The sequence below is a fragment of the Pseudoduganella sp. UC29_71 genome (genome assembly GCF_042693265.1).
Taxonomy (GTDB): domain Bacteria; phylum Pseudomonadota; class Gammaproteobacteria; order Burkholderiales; family Burkholderiaceae_D; genus Rugamonas.
Genome location: NZ_CP170549.1, coordinates 5478579 through 5492807 on the forward strand (window position 1 = coordinate 5478579; position 14229 = coordinate 5492807).

The following is a 14229-nucleotide window of genomic DNA, read 5'->3' on the forward strand; positions in this document are numbered from 1 at the left end:
GCAATCCATGGTAATATACGTTTCATATACAAACCATATATAAGACGATCACCATGGGCATAGTAAAAATTTCCGACCAGATGCATGAAAACCTGCGGGTGGCGAGCGGCGCGCTGAGCCGCTCCATCAACGCGCAGGCCGAGCACTGGCTGCGCATCGGCATGCTGGCCGAGACCAACCCCGAGCTGCGCTACAGCGACATCTGCCAGATGCTGCTGCGCGCCGCCGCGCAGGACGGCCCCACGCTGGCCGACGCCATCGGCGCCCCCATCGAGGAGCGGAGGCACCATGCGTAAGAAGAAGCAGGACGAAATCCTCATCAAGAGTCCGGAGCAGATCGCGCAGGCGCGCGTGGCGGCCCAGCTGGCGGCCGACGTGCTGACCATGATAGGCCCGTACGTGAAAGCCGGCGTCACCACCGAATACCTGGACAAGATCTGCAACGACTACATCGTCAAGGTGCAGCAGGTCACGCCCGCCAACGTGGGCTACGGCGGCTTCCCGGCCACCGTGTGCACCTCGGTGAACGAGGTGATCTGCCACGGCATCCCCTCGCCCAAGCGCGTGCTGCGCGACGGCGACATCATCAACATCGACGTGGCGGTGATCAAGGACGGCTGGCACGGCGACACTAGCCGCATGTACTACGTGGGCCAGCCCAGCAAGCAGGCCCAGCGCCTGGTGGATGTGACTTACCAATCGATGTGGGCGGGCATCCGCGCGGTCAAGCCGGGCGCCACCCTGGGCGACGTCGGCCACGCGATCCAGAGGGTGGCCGAGGCGGCCGGCTTCAGCGTGGTGCGCGATTACTGCGGCCACGGCATCGGCCTGGTGTACCACGAATCGATGGAGGTGCGGCACTACGGCAAGCCGGGCACCGGCATGACGCTGCAGCCGGGCATGCTGTTCACCATCGAGCCGATGATCAACGCCGGCAAGCCGCAATCGCGCGAAATGCCGGACGGCTGGACCGTGGTGACGGCCGACCGCTCGCTGTCCGCGCAGTGGGAGCACATGGTGGCGGTCACCGAGACCGGCTACGAAGTGTTGACGCTGGCGCCGGGCGAGCAGGGCTAGCCGAAGGCGCAACCCGCCAATTCAACGCCAATTCACCGCAAAGTCAGCGCAACGTCAGCGCAAAGTCAGCTTCAGGGCCGGCTTTTCGCCGTAGTCCTCGTAGCGCTCGTTGATGCCGCCGATGCAGTAGGTAATTTCTTCCAGGATGTCCGGCACCGCCGCCTGCATGGCGGCGGCGTCCTTGATGACGATCTCCAGCAGCTCGTTCGGCTTCAGGTGGAACTTCGTCATGCCGTCCTCGTCGCGCACATAGCTCAGGCAGTCGATCCACGCGTCCATGGTATTGCCGTAGGTGTCGGGAAAGCCGAAGGCGGCCTTGCATTCGGCGTGGAAGCTGTCGAAATCCTTGATCGCTGCGCCGTTCAGTTCTGCGGTAGCCATTATTTTTTTTCCTTCGGGTCGGTAACGAAACCCATCTTGCTCAGGCCGCGCGTCTGCGCGGCCGCCATCACTTGCGCCACGGTTTCGTAGCGGGTGTCCTTGTCGGCCCGCAGCTGCAGCTCGGGCTGCACGTCCAGCCGGGCCGCTTCGGCCAGGCGCTGCTCGAGCACGGCCTGCGTGACCGCTTCATTGTTCCAGTACATCTTGCCCGCGCCGTCGATGGCCACCGTCACCGTGGCCGGCTGCTGCTGCGACTGCGTGGCCTGGGCCTTGGGCAAGTCCAGCTTGACGGCGCTGGTGAAGGCCGGCGCGCCAAGAATGAAGATCACCAGCAGCACCAGCATCACGTCCACCATGGGCGTGACGTTGATGTCGGACATCGCTTCCTTCTGCCGGTGGTGGTTGAATGCGCCGAAGGCCATGCGGACTCCTTAGCGGGCTTTGGTCAGGTAGGCGTGCAGGTCGTGCGCGAACGCGTCCAGTTCGGACAGCGTCAGGCGGTTCACGCGGTTGAAGCCATTGTAGGCCAGCACGGCGGGGATGGCCACCATGAGGCCGATGCCGGTCATGATCAGCGCTTCGCCCACCGGGCCGGCGATCTTGTCGATCTGCACCGTGCCGTGGCTGGAGACGGCCGACAGCGCATGGTATATGCCCCACACCGTGCCCAGCAGGCCGACGAAGGGCGCGGTCGAGCCGATCGACGCCAGCAGGGTCAGGCCGCTTTCCAGCCGGCTGGTGGAGCGGTGGATGGCGCCGCGCAGCACGCGCGTGACCTGCTCGGCGTGGCCCATGTCGCCCGCCAGCGTGCGCCGGTTGACCACGTCCACCTGGGCCGCGCCCTGCTGCGCCAGTGGCAGGTAGATGCGCTCCGGGTCGGCCGCTTCCAGCGCGGCCACGCCGTCGCCCATGGTGGGCGCGTTCCAGAACGCTTCCACCGCGGCGGCGCTGCGCCGCACCCGCCACGAGGCGTAGGCCTTGGACAGGATGAAGTACCAGCTCACCAGCGACATCGCCAGCAGCACGTAGGCCACCGCGTGGCTCAGCGCGTCGCCCTGCGCCCAGTAGCGCGCCAGGCTGAAGTGGTTCTCCAGGTCGTCCATCGTCAGTTCAGCGACAGCACGTCATTCATGTCGAACAGGCCCACGGACTTGTCGGCCAGGAACAGCGCGGCGCGCACCGAACCGTTGGCGTAGGACACGCGGCTGCTGGACTTGTGGCTGATCTCGATGCGCTCGCCGTCCGCCGCGAACAGCACGGTGTGGTCGCCGATGATGTCGCCGCCGCGGATGGTGGCAAAGCCGATGGAGGACGGGTCGCGCGGACCGGTCACGCCTTCGCGCGCGTACACGGCGCAATCCTTCAGGTCGCGGCCCAGCGCGTCGGCCACCACTTCGCCCATCTTCAGCGCGGTGCCGGACGGCGCGTCCACCTTGTGGCGGTGGTGCGCCTCGATGATCTCGATGTCGTAGCCCACGTTCAGGTTCTTCGCGGCCAGCTGCAGCAGCTTGAGGGTGACGTTCACGCCCACGCTCATATTGGGCGCGAACACGATGGCGGTCTTCTTGGCTGCCTCGGCGATGGCGGCCTTGCCGGCTTCGTCGAAACCGGTGGTGCCGATCACCATCTTGATGCCATGCTCGGCGCAATAGGCCAGGTGCTCCAGCGTGCCTTCAGGGCGGGTGAAATCGATCAGCACGTCTGCGCCGGCCAGGCCCTGGGCCAGGTCGGATTCGATGGCCACGCCGGCCGGCTTGCCGGAAAAGGCGGCGGCATCCTGGCCCAGGCTGGGCGAGCCGGCGCGGTCCAGCGCGCCGGCCAGGCGCACGTCCGGCGCGGCCTGCACGGCGTCGATCAGCATGCGGCCCATGCGGCCGCTCGCGCCCGCGATTGCAATGTTCAGTTCAGTCATCAATAGTCCTAGCTTCGGTCTTACTTCGAATCGTTTTTCGCCTTGATTTCCACGTCCACGGCCGACGGCGCCGGCTTGTCGGTGCCGGCCGGCAGCGGATTCTGCTTGCCCGCGACGATCTTGTCCTTGTCCTGGTCCTTCAGCGCCTGCTTGGCGTTCTTGGCCGGGCCGGCGATCAGCGCGATGTATTCCTGCTCGGTCGGCAGGTTGCCGCCTTCGAAGCGGTCCACCTTGCCGTCCTTGAAGTAGACCACCACGGTGGCGTCGATGGTCTCGCCATTGCCGCGCGCCAGGCGGAACGGATAGTCCCAGCGCTCGGCGTGGAAGATGTCCTGCAGCAGCGGCGTGCCGAGGATGAAGCGGACCTGGTCGCGCGTCATGCCGGGCTTGAGCTGCTGCAGCATTTCCTGGGAAATGAAGTTGCCTTGCTGGATGTCCGGACGGTAGGGCGAGAAGAACCACATGAATTTCTGCAGCTGAGAAATACTGCGGACTTGCGCGCCCTTGCTGGCCACCACCGCGTTATCTTCGACTTTGAGGTCGGCCTTTTTCTCGCCCAGCGTGCTGAGGGATGCGCAGCCGGAAACGGACAGCGCAAGGCAAATCGCCCCCGCCACGAGGGGCGTGCGGCGTTTCATACTGTGCAACAGGGACTGCGGTATAGCCTGGGTGATGCGCATAAATGACCTCAAATCGATTGAGCGGAAGTGCCAAAACACTATATGATAAAGCACATTGTCCCACACACGAGTAAGAAACATGAGCAACAACCCAACCGACCTGAAGGCAAGCGGCCTGAAAGCGACTTTACCGCGCCTGAAGATCCTCGACATTTTCCAGAATAGCCCGGTGCGCCATCTGACTGCGGAGGATGTTTACAAGATCCTGCTGGCGGATAATATGGATGTTGGCCTGGCAACGGTTTACCGTGTGCTGACCCAATTCGAGCAGGCCGGCCTGCTCAACCGCAACCACTTCGAAACCGGCAAGGCTATCTTTGAATTGAATGCCGGCTCGCACCACGACCACCTGGTGTGCCTGGACTGCGGCCGCGTGGAAGAGTTCTTCGACGAGGAAATCGAGCATCGCCAGCAGAGCATCGCCGAAGCGCGCGGCTTCAAGATCGCCGAGCACGCGCTGGCCATCTACGGCAACTGCGTCAAGACAGCCTGCCCCCACAAGCCATAAAAAACCGGGCCTGGCCTAATGCCGTTCAGTTAAGGGCTTTTCTTTAGTACCCTGGCGGCATATTTCCTTGGTCTGCCCTTGACGGCCCGGTCGAATTTCCGACCGGGCCGTTCCTCATTGAGGAGGGTAACCAACCTTTCCCGCAAATGCTTCATCGATGCCGGCAGCTTGCCGTAAGAGCGCGTGACGCCGGCCCAGTGCAATTCGAACTGGATGAGGTGGAATGCCCTGATGAAGCTCACCTCCGATGGCTCGCACTTGGCGACTAGTGCCGCCTTGGCGATTTCCAGTCGAATCAGATTGTATGCAGTCAGCGTGCCCCATATTTCCTGATACACGCCTTCGACCGTCTTTGATCGCAAGGTGAACGCCGTGCCCAGCATGGTCTGTTTGAGCTCGCGGTAACTGGTTTCGATGCCCCAGCGTCGTTCATAGCAGGCCGCCATGTCGGCAGCGCGATAGCGCCGACGGTCGCGTAGCGAAGTAAGCAGGATCCTTTTGCGCGCCTGTTGGTCAACCACTGTGATGGCGCGCGCTTCCCAGAACTCCGGCAATGCCGGACACTTGACGCGCGCTTGTGGTGATACCCGCATGCGCACGATGGCGTCGTGCTCCTCGCCCTCGATCACCTCCCACTTGGTGTTGGATTTGGCGGGGATGAGGAAATGGCGGTTCTCGGCCCCGGTCGTCACAGCGCACAGAATTTCGGCCGCCAGAAAGCCCTTGTCAAATATGGTGAGCGAATCAGCCGGAATATGGGGTACCAGCTCTTTAGCATAGACCATCTCGTTGCTTGCGTAAGGCCCAAACGCGGCGTTGCGAATCAAGTGGGTGGGGAGCGCGGTCAGCGTTACGCCGCGTACTTGCGGATAGCCGGCCACAGTGTCGCCGGCGTAATTTTGCGCACCGAAATGGACCCTGTTATCCGCTGTGTCGTGGGTGCGCAAGGTCGTGCCGTCCATAGCGAACAACTGGAGCCCCTTGAATACATAGGCCCGGCGATCTTGCTCGCACCAGGCTTGCGCCGAGCGCTCGAACAACCATTGCAGTGGCTCGGCCCCGAGGCGCTGACGCGCCTGGGCCGCCGCACTTTTACTCACAAAAGGCGCTTGCGCGTCCGGCAATGCCAAGCCCAAGTCGTCAAGTACCTCGCCTATGGATTTGTGCCGGTACAGCGCCAGAGCGATGATCAACCACACCACTTGCTCGGCTGGCAACCGACGCTGGCGGATGCTCACCGCGTGTGTGCAGACAACCGCTTCTTCGATCCAATCATAGGGTAAATGCTGCCCAAGCCGCCGCCAATCGGGGCACTCTAAACCATCGGCGAGGAAATGAACGGCGTCATCTAGCATTGCGACGCAGGTTAACAGCGATTTGCAATGTTTACAACCACAAAATAAAAATGCCGCTCAGTCTTAACTGAACGGCATTAGGGCCTGGCCCGGTTTTTTTTTTCAATGGTTGCTCAGCGCATTCGAGAGCAGCTTGGCGGTAATGTCCACGATGGGGATCACCCGTTCATACGCCATGCGCGTCGGCCCGATCACGCCCAGCGTGCCGACGATCTTGCCGTTGGCTTCGTACGGCGCCGTCACCACGCTCATCTCGTCCATCGGCACCAGGCTGGATTCGCCACCGATATAAATCTGCACGCCGGATGCCTTGCTGGACACGTCCAGCAGCTGCATCAGCCCGGTTTTCTGCTCGAACATGTCGAACATCTGGCGCAGCGAACTCATGTTGGAGGACAGGTCGCTCACCGACAGCAGGTTGCGCTCGCCGGAAATGACCATGTCGTCCGCGCTCTCGGCCATCGCTTCGCTGCCGGCCTCCACCGCCGCCTGCATCAGGCGTCCCATGTCGGTCTGCAGCTGGCGCAGCTCGTTCTGCATGCGGCCGCGCACCTCTTCCAGCGCCAGGCCGCTGTAGTGCTGGTTGATGTAGTTGGCCGACTGCACCAGCTGGGCCGGCGTGTAGTCCACGTCGGTGAGCAGCATGCGGTTCTGCACGTCGCCCGCCGGGCTGACGATGACCAGCAAAATCCGCTTCTCGGACAGGCGCAGGAACTCAATCTGCTGGAACACCGACTCGTGGCGCGGCGCCATCACCACGCCGGCGAACTGGGACAGCGAGGACAGCATCTGCGCCGCGTTGGCGATCAGCTTTTGCGGCTGCTGGCTGGGCAGGCGCATGCGCGCCTCCACCGAGCTCTCGTCGATGTGCTGCACGGTCAGCAGCGTGTCGACGAAGATGCGGTAGCCGCGCGGCGTGGGGATGCGGCCGGCCGAAGTGTGCGGGCTGGACACGTAGCCCAGCTCCTCCAGGTCCGCCATGATGTTGCGGATGGTGGCCGGGGACAGCTCCAGTCCCGAGATTTTCGACAGCGCGCGCGAGCCTACCGGCTGGCCGTCGGCGATGTAGCGCTCCACGAGCGCCTTGAGCAGGGTTTGAGCACGAGTATCGAGTTGCATGGGCTTATTATGCACGCAGACGCGCGCCGGCTGTAGATCAATCTGCCAGCTGGGTCTCCAGCCAGTCCAGGAGTTCATCGAATGTGGCGCAGATGGCGTCCGGCGCAATGCCCGCGTCCAGGTGGGCCGCGCTGCCGCCGCGGTTCATCCACACCGCGCGCAGGCCGGCGCGCTGGGCGCCCTCCACGTCCAGTTTCAAATCGTCGCCCACGTACACCGCCTCGGACGGCTCCACGTTCAGCGCCCGGCAGGCGGCCAGGAAGATGGCCGGATCGGGCTTGGCGCTGCCGAAGTGCGCGGCCGCCAGCGACACCTTGAAATGGTGGGCCATGCCGACCACTTCAAGGTCGGCGTTGCCGTTGGTGATGGTGCCCAGCACCAGGCGCTCCTTCAGCTTGAGCAGGCCGGGCAGCACGTCGTCGTACAGCTGGACGGCGTTGCGCGCGGCGGAGAAATGGCGCATGGCGCCGTCCAGGTGGCGCTCGTCCTCGCCCAGCTCGGCAAATGCGGCCTGCAGGCCGGCGCGGCGCAGGCTGGCCAGGTCCACGTGCAGCTCGGGGCGGGCGGCCAGCAGCGCCATGCGGCGCGCGCGCAGCTCGTCGATGGAAAATTGCTGCGCCACGCGCGGGGCGTGCTCGGCCAGCCAGGCGTGCAGGGTCAGCTCGGCCTGGGCGATCACGGGCGCGATCGGCCACAGCGTGTCGTCCAGGTCGAACAGGATGGCTTTCAGGGGCAGGCGGGCAGTCATGGCGATATTGTCGCATGGCTGCGCGGCACGGCGCTACGGGCGCGCGCCGCGCATGTCCCGGGCAGCATGTAAAATTGGCGGATTGTCTACACGGAGCACCCCTTGTCCACCCTGTCCCCGCTGCCCAAGCTGCCCCCGGCCCCGCTGGCCGCCTTAGCCCTGCTTGCCCTGCTGGCCGGCTGCGCCACCCAGTCCGGCACACCGGCCGCGCCGGATGGCTACGCCGCCTACGTGCTGATGGGCGAATCCGGCGCCGTGGCGCGCGTGGTGCTGGATGCGCCGGCCTGCCCGGCCATCACCGTGGACGGCGCCAGCGGCCCGATGGCGCTGCGCGCCGCGCCCGCCACCTTGCCGCTGCGCCCCAACGCCAGCAAGGGCGACGCCAAGCCGTCCGCCTTCCCGCTGCGGGTGTGCGAGGCGGCGCTGCCGCCCGGCGCCGCCAGCGCCAGCGTGCTGGGACGCGCCCTGCCGCTGCCGCGCGCCGAACCACGGCGCATCGTCGTCATCGGCGACACCGGCTGCCGCATGAAAGAAAGCGGCAACGAATACCAGGACTGCAACGACCCGCAAGCCTATCCCTTCGCCGCCGTCGCCGCCGCAGCGGCCGCGTGGCGGCCCGACCTGGTGGTGCACGTGGGCGACTACGCTTACCGCGAAAGCCCCTGCCCAGACGGCCGCGCCGGCTGCGCGGGCAGCCCCTACGGCTACGGCTGGGACGTGTGGCGCGCCGACTTCTTCGCGCCGGCCGCCGCGCTGCTGTCGGCCGCGCCGTGGGTGGTGGCGCGCGGCAACCACGAAAGCTGCGAACGCGCCGGCCAGGGCTGGTGGCGCCTGCTCGACCCGCGCCCGCTGCAAGCCGGCCGCGACTGCGCCGATCCCGCCCGCGACGCGGACGCCAACTACAGCGATCCCTACGCCGTATCGCTGGGCGGCGGCGCCCAGCTGCTGGTGGCCGACACCGCCGCCACCACCTGGAAAGGCCTGCAGCCGGGCGACACCGGCTACGAGCAATACCGCGCCGCCTACCGCCGCCTGGACGCGCTGTCGCAGCAGGCGCCATGGAATATCGCCGTCACCCACCACCCGATACTGGGCGTGGGCGCCGAAGTCAAGCCGGACGGCGCCTTCGAATGGCACCTGGGCGACCTCGGCCTGCAGCAAAGTTTCGGCTCGCTCAACCCGCTGCTGCTGCCGGCCCAGGTGCAGGCGCTGCTGTCCGGCCATGTGCACCTGTGGCAGCAGCTGAGTTTTGCCAGCCCGCACCCGACGCAGTTCGTGGCCGGCTTCTCCGGCACCGCCGAAGACATGGCCCCGCTGCCGGCCAGCCTGCCGCCCGGCGTCGCCCCCGCCCCGGGCGCCGTGGCCGACCAGTTCAGCACCTGGATAGGCGGTTTCGGCTTCATGGCCATGGAGCGCGGCGCACCCGGCGTATGGACCGTGACGGTGCACGACCGCCTCGGCGCCATAAAAAACCGCTGCCGTATCAGCGGCAGACGCTCCGCATGCAGCGTGACACAAGTACAATAGCCGGTTACGCCATGCCAAAAGTCACAAGCTGTTACAAGTTGCCGGTTGCGGATGCACTAAAATCAGGCGCCGATTGCGCCTATCGCACCCGCCGCCGCAAGGCCCGGCCTTCCTTACCTTAAGTACTTACATCAGTATCTGGAGAGTTTTATGAAAAGTTTGACCTCGCGTTGCGGCGCCGCCCTGCTGTTGGCCAGCGCGCTGGCCGCTTGCGGCGGCAGCGACAGCGGCAGCCTGCCGGTGAGCGGCAGCATTATCGGCCTGAACCGTCCCGGCCTGATCCTGAGCAACGGCGGCAAGCAGCTGGTGATCGACGGCGCGCCCACCACCTTCTCCTTCCCCGACCTGCTGGCGCCGGACACGGCGTTCGAAGTGCTGGTCGACAAGAGCCCGGCCGGCCAGAAATGCACGCCGAGCAATAACAAGAACAAGATCAACTACTACACCTACAGCACCACCGTGATCAGCTGCAGCACCGATCCGTTCCCGCTGGGCGGCACGATTGCCGGCCTGAGCGGCTCCGGCCTGGTGCTGGCCAACGGCGACAACACCGTGGCCCCGCTGGCCGGCGCCACCACGTTCACCTTCCCGGTCCTGGTGCCGAACGGCGCGCCGTACGGCGTCACCGTGCTCAAGCAGCCAGCCGGCCAGACCTGCACCGTGGCCAACGGCACCGCCGCGCAAATGCCGATGGCCGCTGTCACCACCGTCGCCGTCACCTGCATCTAAGCCTGGAGCCCTACATGAAAGCATTCCCCTGTACGCACTACCGCCGCGGCGGCCCTGCTGCTGGCGCTGGCCGCCTGCGGCGGCAAAGCGTCGTTCGACGTGGCCGGCGTATTCGTCACCAGCCAAGGCATCAGCCAGCCGCTGGCCAACAGCGGCCTGGTGCTGCAAAACGGCGGCGACAACCTGTCGGTACCGGTGGGCGCCACCACCTTCAAGTTCGCCAACAGCATTTCCTACGGCACCGCCTACGACATCAAGGTGCTGACCCAGCCCAACCACATGACGTGCAGCGTGGTCAACGGCAGCGGTTCGGCCGGCCACACGGCCACCATTGCAGCCAGCGTGATCTGCACCCAGAACACCTACTCCATCGGCGGCACGGTGAGCGGCATCACCGGCGACTACGTGGTCACGCTGACCAACGGCAGCACCGGCGGCCAGGTCACGTTGACCAAGGACACGCCTAACTTCACGTTCGGCACCCCGGTGGCGGACGGCCAGGCCTACGGCGTGACGGTGCTGAGCATCACCTCGGCCACGGTCACCCCTGTGAAGCTGGGCTGCAGCGTGGCCAACGGCACCGACGTGATGGGCAACGCCAACCGCGCCAACATCGTCGTCACTTGCGCACCGAACTAAGAAAGATATAAAGGAGGAGAATAACTGGTATCGTCAAAATAAATTGGCGATATATTCTGCGGCGCAGCATAATGCACCTGTCTCCTCCATTTCTTCCCAAAGAATTGGATTTAGCCCGCTCCCTGAGCGGGCTTTTTTTTGCCCTGCGCAAACAAAAATGGGGTCAGGGTTAATTATTCAGGAAATATTTCTCGAATAATTAACCCTGACCCCATTTTGGGGGGCGCTTCGCGGGGGCTAGACGGGCTTGAGGAGGTTGGCGAGGGCGACGTAGCCTTCCAGGGCCACGGTCTCGGGGCGGGCCGTGGGGTCGACGCCGGCGGCGCGGATCTGCTCTTCGGTGAACATGCCGGACAGGCAGTTGCGGATCACCTTGCGGCGCTGGGAGAAGGCTTTCTGCACCACCGCTTCCAGCGTTTCGCGGTCGCACGGCAGCGGCTTGGCCACGGGGATCATGCGCACGATGGCGGAGTCGACTTTCGGCGGCGGGTCGAACGCTTCCGGCGGCACCACGAACAGCAGGTCCATGTGGTAGCGCCATTGCAGCATCACGGACAGGCGGCCGTAGACCTTGCTGCCGGGCTCGGCCACCATACGCTCGACCACTTCTTTTTGCAGCATGAAGTGCTGGTCCTGCACCTGCGGCGCGAACTCGGCCAGGTGGAACAGCAGCGGGCTGGAAATGTTGTACGGCAGGTTGCCGACCACGCGCAGCTTCTGGCCTTCCGGCACCGGGATAGTGCTGAAGTCGAACTTGAGGGCGTCGCCGGAGTGGATGGTGAGCTTCTCGCGCGGGTATTTCTTTTCCAGGCGCGCCACCAGGTCGCGGTCCAGTTCGACCACGTGCATATGGGGCAGCGAACGCAGCAGCTGGTCCGTCATCGCGGCCAGGCCGGGGCCGATTTCCACCATGGCGTCGCCGGCGCGCGGGTTGATGGATTCGGTGATGCTGGACAGGACGTGGTCGTCGTGCAGGAAGTTCTGGCCGAAGCGTTTGCGTGCGATGTGTTTCATGGTTGTTCTGGTTGAGTGTGGTGGACGGCGTTGGCCATGGCGGCGGCGGCGGCGATGGCCGCTTCCATGCTGCCGCAGTCGGCCAGCCCCAGGCCTTGGGCGGCCAGGTCGAGCGCGGTGCCGTGGTCGACCGAGGTGCGGATCAGCGGCAGGCCGAGCGTGATGTTGATGCCGCGCCCGAAGGTGGCGTACTTGAGCACGGGCAGGCCTTGGTCGTGGTACATGGCCAGCACGCAGTCGGCGTGCTGCAGGTATTTGGGCTGGAACAGGGTGTCGGCCGGGTACGGGCCGGCGGCGGCTATGCCGCGCGCCTGCGCGGCCGCGATGGCCGGCGCCACCACGTCGATGTCTTCGCGGCCGAGGTAGCCGTTTTCGCCCGCGTGCGGGTTCAGGCCGGCCACCAGGATGCGCGGCGCGGCGATGCCGAACTTGGTCTTCAGGTCGTGCGCGATGATGTCCAGCGTGGTGCCCAGGCCGTCAACCGTCAGCGCGGCGGCGACGTCCTTCAGCGGCAAATGGGTGGTGGCCAGGGCCACGCGCAGCGGCGGCTGCGGCGCCTCGCCGGCCGGGGACAGGGGCTGCCCGGCCAGCATCATCACCACCTGCGCGGTGCCGGTCTTCTCGGCGTAGTATTCGGTGTGGCCGGAGAACGGCACGCCGGCGTCGTTGATGGTGCTCTTTTGCAGCGGGGCGGTGGCCACCGCTTCGAACCAGCCGGCGGCGATGCCTTCGATGGAGGCGTCCAGCGTGGCCAGCACGGCGCGGCCGTTTTCCTTGTCCAGCGTGCCGGGCACCACGTGTGCGGCCAGCGGCACGTCGATGACGCTGATGGTGCCGGGGCCGAAATGCGGCAGGCCGCCGTTGCGCACCGCCTGCAGCGACAGCGCGGACAGGCGGATGGCGGGGTCGATATAGCTGGCCGTCATGGCCAGGAAGGCGGCGTCGCCCAGCAGCACGCAGTTGACGTCCTGGCGCATGGCCCAGGCCGCGCGGATGGCGATTTCCGGGCCGACGCCGGCCGGCTCGCCCACCGTGACGGCAATGGCGGGCCGGCTGCCGGGGGGGCGCACTCTGGGGCGCCCGGATTGCAGAGTGGCGCTCATCGAGGCTCCCCTTTGGTGGTTATTTCAGGTCGTCGCCGCGGTACTCGACGTAGGCGCGGTCGCGCACCTGGCGCTGCCAGTCTTCGGCCGCTTCCTCGGTCTTGCGTTCGCGGATGGCGTTGCGGGCGGCGGTGCGCTGCTTTTCCTTCGACAGGTCGTCGGTCTTGCGCTCCAGCACTTCGATCAGGTGGTAGCCGAAGCTGGTTTCCACCGGCGCGCTCACTTCGCCGATCTTCAGGCCGTTCATGGCCGCTTCGAATTCGGGCAGCGTGTCGCCCGGCATCAGCCAGCCCAGGTCGCCGCCCTTGGCGGCCGAGGTGTCGTTCGACTGCAGGCGCGCCAGGTCTTCGAACTTGGCGGCCTTGTTGTCCAGGCGCTCCTTCAGTTCCAGCAGCTTGCGCTTGGCGTCGGCCGCGCTGGTGGTGGGCGTGACCTTGATCAGGATGTGGCGCGCGTGCGTCTGCGTCACGGCCGCTGCCGCCTGGGCTTCGGCCATGCTGCGCTTGTCGCTCAGCTTGAGGATGTGGAAGGCGCCCACGCTCTTCATCACCGGCGTGACCTGGCCCGGCTTGAGCTTTTCCAGCGCTTCGGCAAACAGCGGCGGCAGGCGGTCGGCGCTGCGCCAGCCCACTTCGCCGCCCTTGAGCGCGTCGCCGGCGTCGGAATAGGTGGCGGCCATCTTGGCGAAGTCGGCGCCGGTGCGCAGCTGGCGCATCACCTCGTCGGCGCGCGCCTTCTTCTGCGCGATCACTTCCGGCGAGGCGTTTTCCGGGATGCGGATCATGATCTGCGAGATGTTCATTTCATACTGCTCGGCCGCCATGGCCGCCTCGGCGGCCAGCTGGGCGTCCACTTCGGCGTCCGAGATCTGCACCTTGGAGTCCACTTCGTGCTCGCGCAGGCGCTGCATGATGATCTCTTCGCGGATCTCTTCGCGGAAGGCGGCGAAGGTGATGCCTTCCTTCTCCATCTGGTTGCGCATGTCCTGCACCGTCATCTTCTGCTGCTCGGCGATGCGGGCGATGGCGCGGTCGAGCTGGTTGTCGTCCACGCGCACGCCCATTTCCTTGGCCAGCTGCAGCTGGGCGCGTTCGACGATCATGCGCTCGAGGATCTGGCGCTGCAGGTCGGCGTCGCCGGGCAGCTGCACGTTCTGCGCCTTCATGCGCTGGACCACGGTCTTGACGCGCTCGGTCAGCTCGCGGCGCGTGATGACGTCTTCGTTGACCACCACGGCGATCGAGTCGATCGGCGTGTTGCTGGTCTGGCCGACCGGGACCGGCGGCGTGAAGCCTTTGCCGGCGGCAGCCGGTGCGGCGGCGGGGGCAGCGGCCGGCTTGGCGTCCTGCGCCACGGCGTGGCCGCCGGCGGCGATGGCGCACAGCAGCAGGGCTGCGATCTTGAGTTGGTGCATACGGGCATTACGCATAGATGTGA

Annotated in this window: 17 protein-coding genes; 6 read left to right on the plus strand and 11 right to left on the minus strand. The window is 65.7% G+C overall.

The window, feature by feature from the left end:
• The first annotated feature begins 53 nt into the window (after positions 1-53).
• Together ACFJI2_RS24370 and map are read left to right on the plus strand one after the other, a co-directional pair.
• Complete coding sequence (locus ACFJI2_RS24370) at positions 54-296, plus strand: ParD-like family protein (protein ID WP_107873581.1); 243 nt, start codon at positions 54-56, stop codon at positions 294-296.
• On the plus strand, positions 289-1077 hold the full coding sequence (gene map / locus ACFJI2_RS24375) for a type I methionyl aminopeptidase (protein WP_377702269.1): 789 nt from the start codon (positions 289-291) through the stop codon (positions 1075-1077). The genes ACFJI2_RS24370 and map overlap by 8 nt, the downstream gene beginning before the upstream one ends.
• Positions 1078-1131: 54 nt before the next feature.
• Here map and ACFJI2_RS24380 read toward each other — a convergent pair whose 3' ends face one another.
• From ACFJI2_RS24380 to ACFJI2_RS24400, 5 genes are read right to left on the minus strand one after another with little or no spacing between them, the layout of a single operon-like run.
• Positions 1132-1458 carry a barstar family protein gene (locus ACFJI2_RS24380; protein WP_107873577.1) on the minus strand — a complete coding sequence of 109 codons (327 nt, stop codon included), beginning with the start codon at positions 1456-1458 and terminating at the stop codon, positions 1132-1134.
• A complete protein-coding gene (locus ACFJI2_RS24385) occupies positions 1458-1880 on the minus strand; it encodes a biopolymer transporter ExbD (RefSeq protein ID WP_107873575.1) in 423 nt (140 codons plus the stop codon). The genes ACFJI2_RS24380 and ACFJI2_RS24385 overlap by 1 nt, the downstream gene beginning before the upstream one ends.
• Before the next feature lie 9 nt (positions 1881-1889).
• Positions 1890-2561, minus strand: coding sequence for a MotA/TolQ/ExbB proton channel family protein (locus ACFJI2_RS24390; RefSeq protein ID WP_107873573.1), 672 nt, complete (start codon positions 2559-2561; stop codon positions 1890-1892).
• 2 nt (positions 2562-2563) lie between these two features.
• Positions 2564-3370 carry a 4-hydroxy-tetrahydrodipicolinate reductase gene (gene dapB, locus ACFJI2_RS24395; protein ID WP_377702270.1) on the minus strand — a complete coding sequence of 269 codons (807 nt, stop codon included), beginning with the start codon at positions 3368-3370 and terminating at the stop codon, positions 2564-2566.
• A gap of 20 nt (positions 3371-3390) precedes the next feature.
• Positions 3391-4008 carry an outer membrane protein assembly factor BamE gene (locus ACFJI2_RS24400; protein ID WP_377705899.1) on the minus strand — a complete coding sequence of 206 codons (618 nt, stop codon included), beginning with the start codon at positions 4006-4008 and terminating at the stop codon, positions 3391-3393.
• A 121-nt stretch (positions 4009-4129) separates the two neighbouring features.
• Between ACFJI2_RS24400 and fur the strand changes: the two genes are divergently transcribed.
• Positions 4130-4558: a ferric iron uptake transcriptional regulator gene (gene fur, locus ACFJI2_RS24405; RefSeq protein ID WP_107873569.1), complete on the plus strand. Its 429-nt coding sequence runs from the start codon at positions 4130-4132 to the stop codon at positions 4556-4558.
• A gap of 29 nt (positions 4559-4587) precedes the next feature.
• On the opposite strand, the gene ACFJI2_RS24410 is transcribed toward fur, so the two are convergent.
• From ACFJI2_RS24410 to ACFJI2_RS24420, 3 genes are all read right to left on the minus strand, one after another.
• The gene (locus tag ACFJI2_RS24410; protein ID WP_377702271.1) at positions 4588-5913 is read right to left on the minus strand and encodes an IS4 family transposase; all 1326 of its coding nucleotides are present in this window, start codon (positions 5911-5913) and stop codon (positions 4588-4590) included.
• A gap of 102 nt (positions 5914-6015) precedes the next feature.
• Complete coding sequence (gene hrcA, locus ACFJI2_RS24415; RefSeq protein WP_377702272.1) at positions 6016-7032, minus strand: heat-inducible transcriptional repressor HrcA; 1017 nt, start codon at positions 7030-7032, stop codon at positions 6016-6018.
• 37 nt (positions 7033-7069) lie between these two features.
• Positions 7070-7780 (minus strand): HAD family hydrolase, encoded by a 711-nt coding sequence (locus ACFJI2_RS24420; RefSeq protein WP_377702273.1) that lies wholly within the window; start codon positions 7778-7780, stop codon positions 7070-7072.
• 102 nt (positions 7781-7882) lie between these two features.
• Between ACFJI2_RS24420 and ACFJI2_RS24425 the strand changes: the two genes are divergently transcribed.
• The 3 genes from ACFJI2_RS24425 (at position 7883) to ACFJI2_RS24435 (ending at position 10675) form a co-directional block, all read left to right on the plus strand.
• Positions 7883-9307 (plus strand): metallophosphoesterase family protein, encoded by a 1425-nt coding sequence (locus ACFJI2_RS24425; protein WP_377702274.1) that lies wholly within the window; start codon positions 7883-7885, stop codon positions 9305-9307.
• Between the two features lie 150 nt (positions 9308-9457).
• Positions 9458-10036 carry a hypothetical protein gene (locus ACFJI2_RS24430; protein ID WP_107873562.1) on the plus strand — a complete coding sequence of 193 codons (579 nt, stop codon included), beginning with the start codon at positions 9458-9460 and terminating at the stop codon, positions 10034-10036.
• Positions 10037-10135: 99 nt separating this feature from the next.
• Positions 10136-10675, plus strand: a complete 540-nt coding sequence (locus ACFJI2_RS24435) for a hypothetical protein (protein WP_377702275.1) — start codon at positions 10136-10138, stop codon at positions 10673-10675.
• Between the two features lie 237 nt (positions 10676-10912).
• Here the strand turns inward: ACFJI2_RS24435 and rsmA are convergent, their stop codons facing one another.
• Genes rsmA through ACFJI2_RS24450 form a run of 3 tightly spaced genes read right to left on the minus strand, consistent with a single transcriptional unit; the run spans position 10913 to position 14206 of the window.
• Positions 10913-11689 (minus strand): 16S rRNA (adenine(1518)-N(6)/adenine(1519)-N(6))-dimethyltransferase RsmA, encoded by a 777-nt coding sequence (gene rsmA, locus ACFJI2_RS24440; RefSeq protein WP_377702276.1) that lies wholly within the window; start codon positions 11687-11689, stop codon positions 10913-10915.
• A complete protein-coding gene (gene pdxA, locus ACFJI2_RS24445) occupies positions 11686-12792 on the minus strand; it encodes a 4-hydroxythreonine-4-phosphate dehydrogenase PdxA (RefSeq protein ID WP_377702277.1) in 1107 nt (368 codons plus the stop codon). The genes rsmA and pdxA overlap by 4 nt, the downstream gene beginning before the upstream one ends.
• A 19-nt stretch (positions 12793-12811) precedes the next feature.
• On the minus strand, positions 12812-14206 hold the full coding sequence (locus tag ACFJI2_RS24450; RefSeq protein WP_107873553.1) for a peptidylprolyl isomerase: 1395 nt from the start codon (positions 14204-14206) through the stop codon (positions 12812-12814).
• Positions 14207-14229: the final 23 nt, after the last annotated feature.

Excerpts from the sequence above, each read along its gene's own strand:
- ACFJI2_RS24370 (WP_107873581.1), top strand. The coding sequence starts at position 54 with ATGGGCATAGTAAAAATTTCCGACCAGATGCATGAAAACCTGCGGGTG.
- dapB (WP_377702270.1), bottom strand. The coding sequence starts at position 3,370 with ATGACTGAACTGAACATTGCAATCGCGGGCGCGAGCGGCCGCATGGGC.
- hrcA (WP_377702272.1), bottom strand. The coding sequence starts at position 7,032 with ATGCAACTCGATACTCGTGCTCAAACCCTGCTCAAGGCGCTCGTGGAG.
- ACFJI2_RS24380 (WP_107873577.1), bottom strand. The coding sequence starts at position 1,458 with ATGGCTACCGCAGAACTGAACGGCGCAGCGATCAAGGATTTCGACAGC.
- ACFJI2_RS24450 (WP_107873553.1), bottom strand. The coding sequence starts at position 14,206 with ATGCACCAACTCAAGATCGCAGCCCTGCTGCTGTGCGCCATCGCCGCC.
- fur (WP_107873569.1), top strand. The coding sequence starts at position 4,130 with ATGAGCAACAACCCAACCGACCTGAAGGCAAGCGGCCTGAAAGCGACT.
- rsmA (WP_377702276.1), bottom strand. The coding sequence starts at position 11,689 with ATGAAACACATCGCACGCAAACGCTTCGGCCAGAACTTCCTGCACGAC.
- ACFJI2_RS24420 (WP_377702273.1), bottom strand. The coding sequence starts at position 7,780 with ATGACTGCCCGCCTGCCCCTGAAAGCCATCCTGTTCGACCTGGACGAC.
- map (WP_377702269.1), top strand. The coding sequence starts at position 289 with ATGCGTAAGAAGAAGCAGGACGAAATCCTCATCAAGAGTCCGGAGCAG.
- ACFJI2_RS24385 (WP_107873575.1), bottom strand. The coding sequence starts at position 1,880 with ATGGCCTTCGGCGCATTCAACCACCACCGGCAGAAGGAAGCGATGTCC.
- pdxA (WP_377702277.1), bottom strand. The coding sequence starts at position 12,792 with ATGAGCGCCACTCTGCAATCCGGGCGCCCCAGAGTGCGCCCCCCCGGC.
- ACFJI2_RS24410 (WP_377702271.1), bottom strand. The coding sequence starts at position 5,913 with ATGCTAGATGACGCCGTTCATTTCCTCGCCGATGGTTTAGAGTGCCCC.
- ACFJI2_RS24390 (WP_107873573.1), bottom strand. The coding sequence starts at position 2,561 with ATGGACGACCTGGAGAACCACTTCAGCCTGGCGCGCTACTGGGCGCAG.
- ACFJI2_RS24430 (WP_107873562.1), top strand. The coding sequence starts at position 9,458 with ATGAAAAGTTTGACCTCGCGTTGCGGCGCCGCCCTGCTGTTGGCCAGC.
- ACFJI2_RS24400 (WP_377705899.1), bottom strand. The coding sequence starts at position 4,008 with ATGAAACGCCGCACGCCCCTCGTGGCGGGGGCGATTTGCCTTGCGCTG.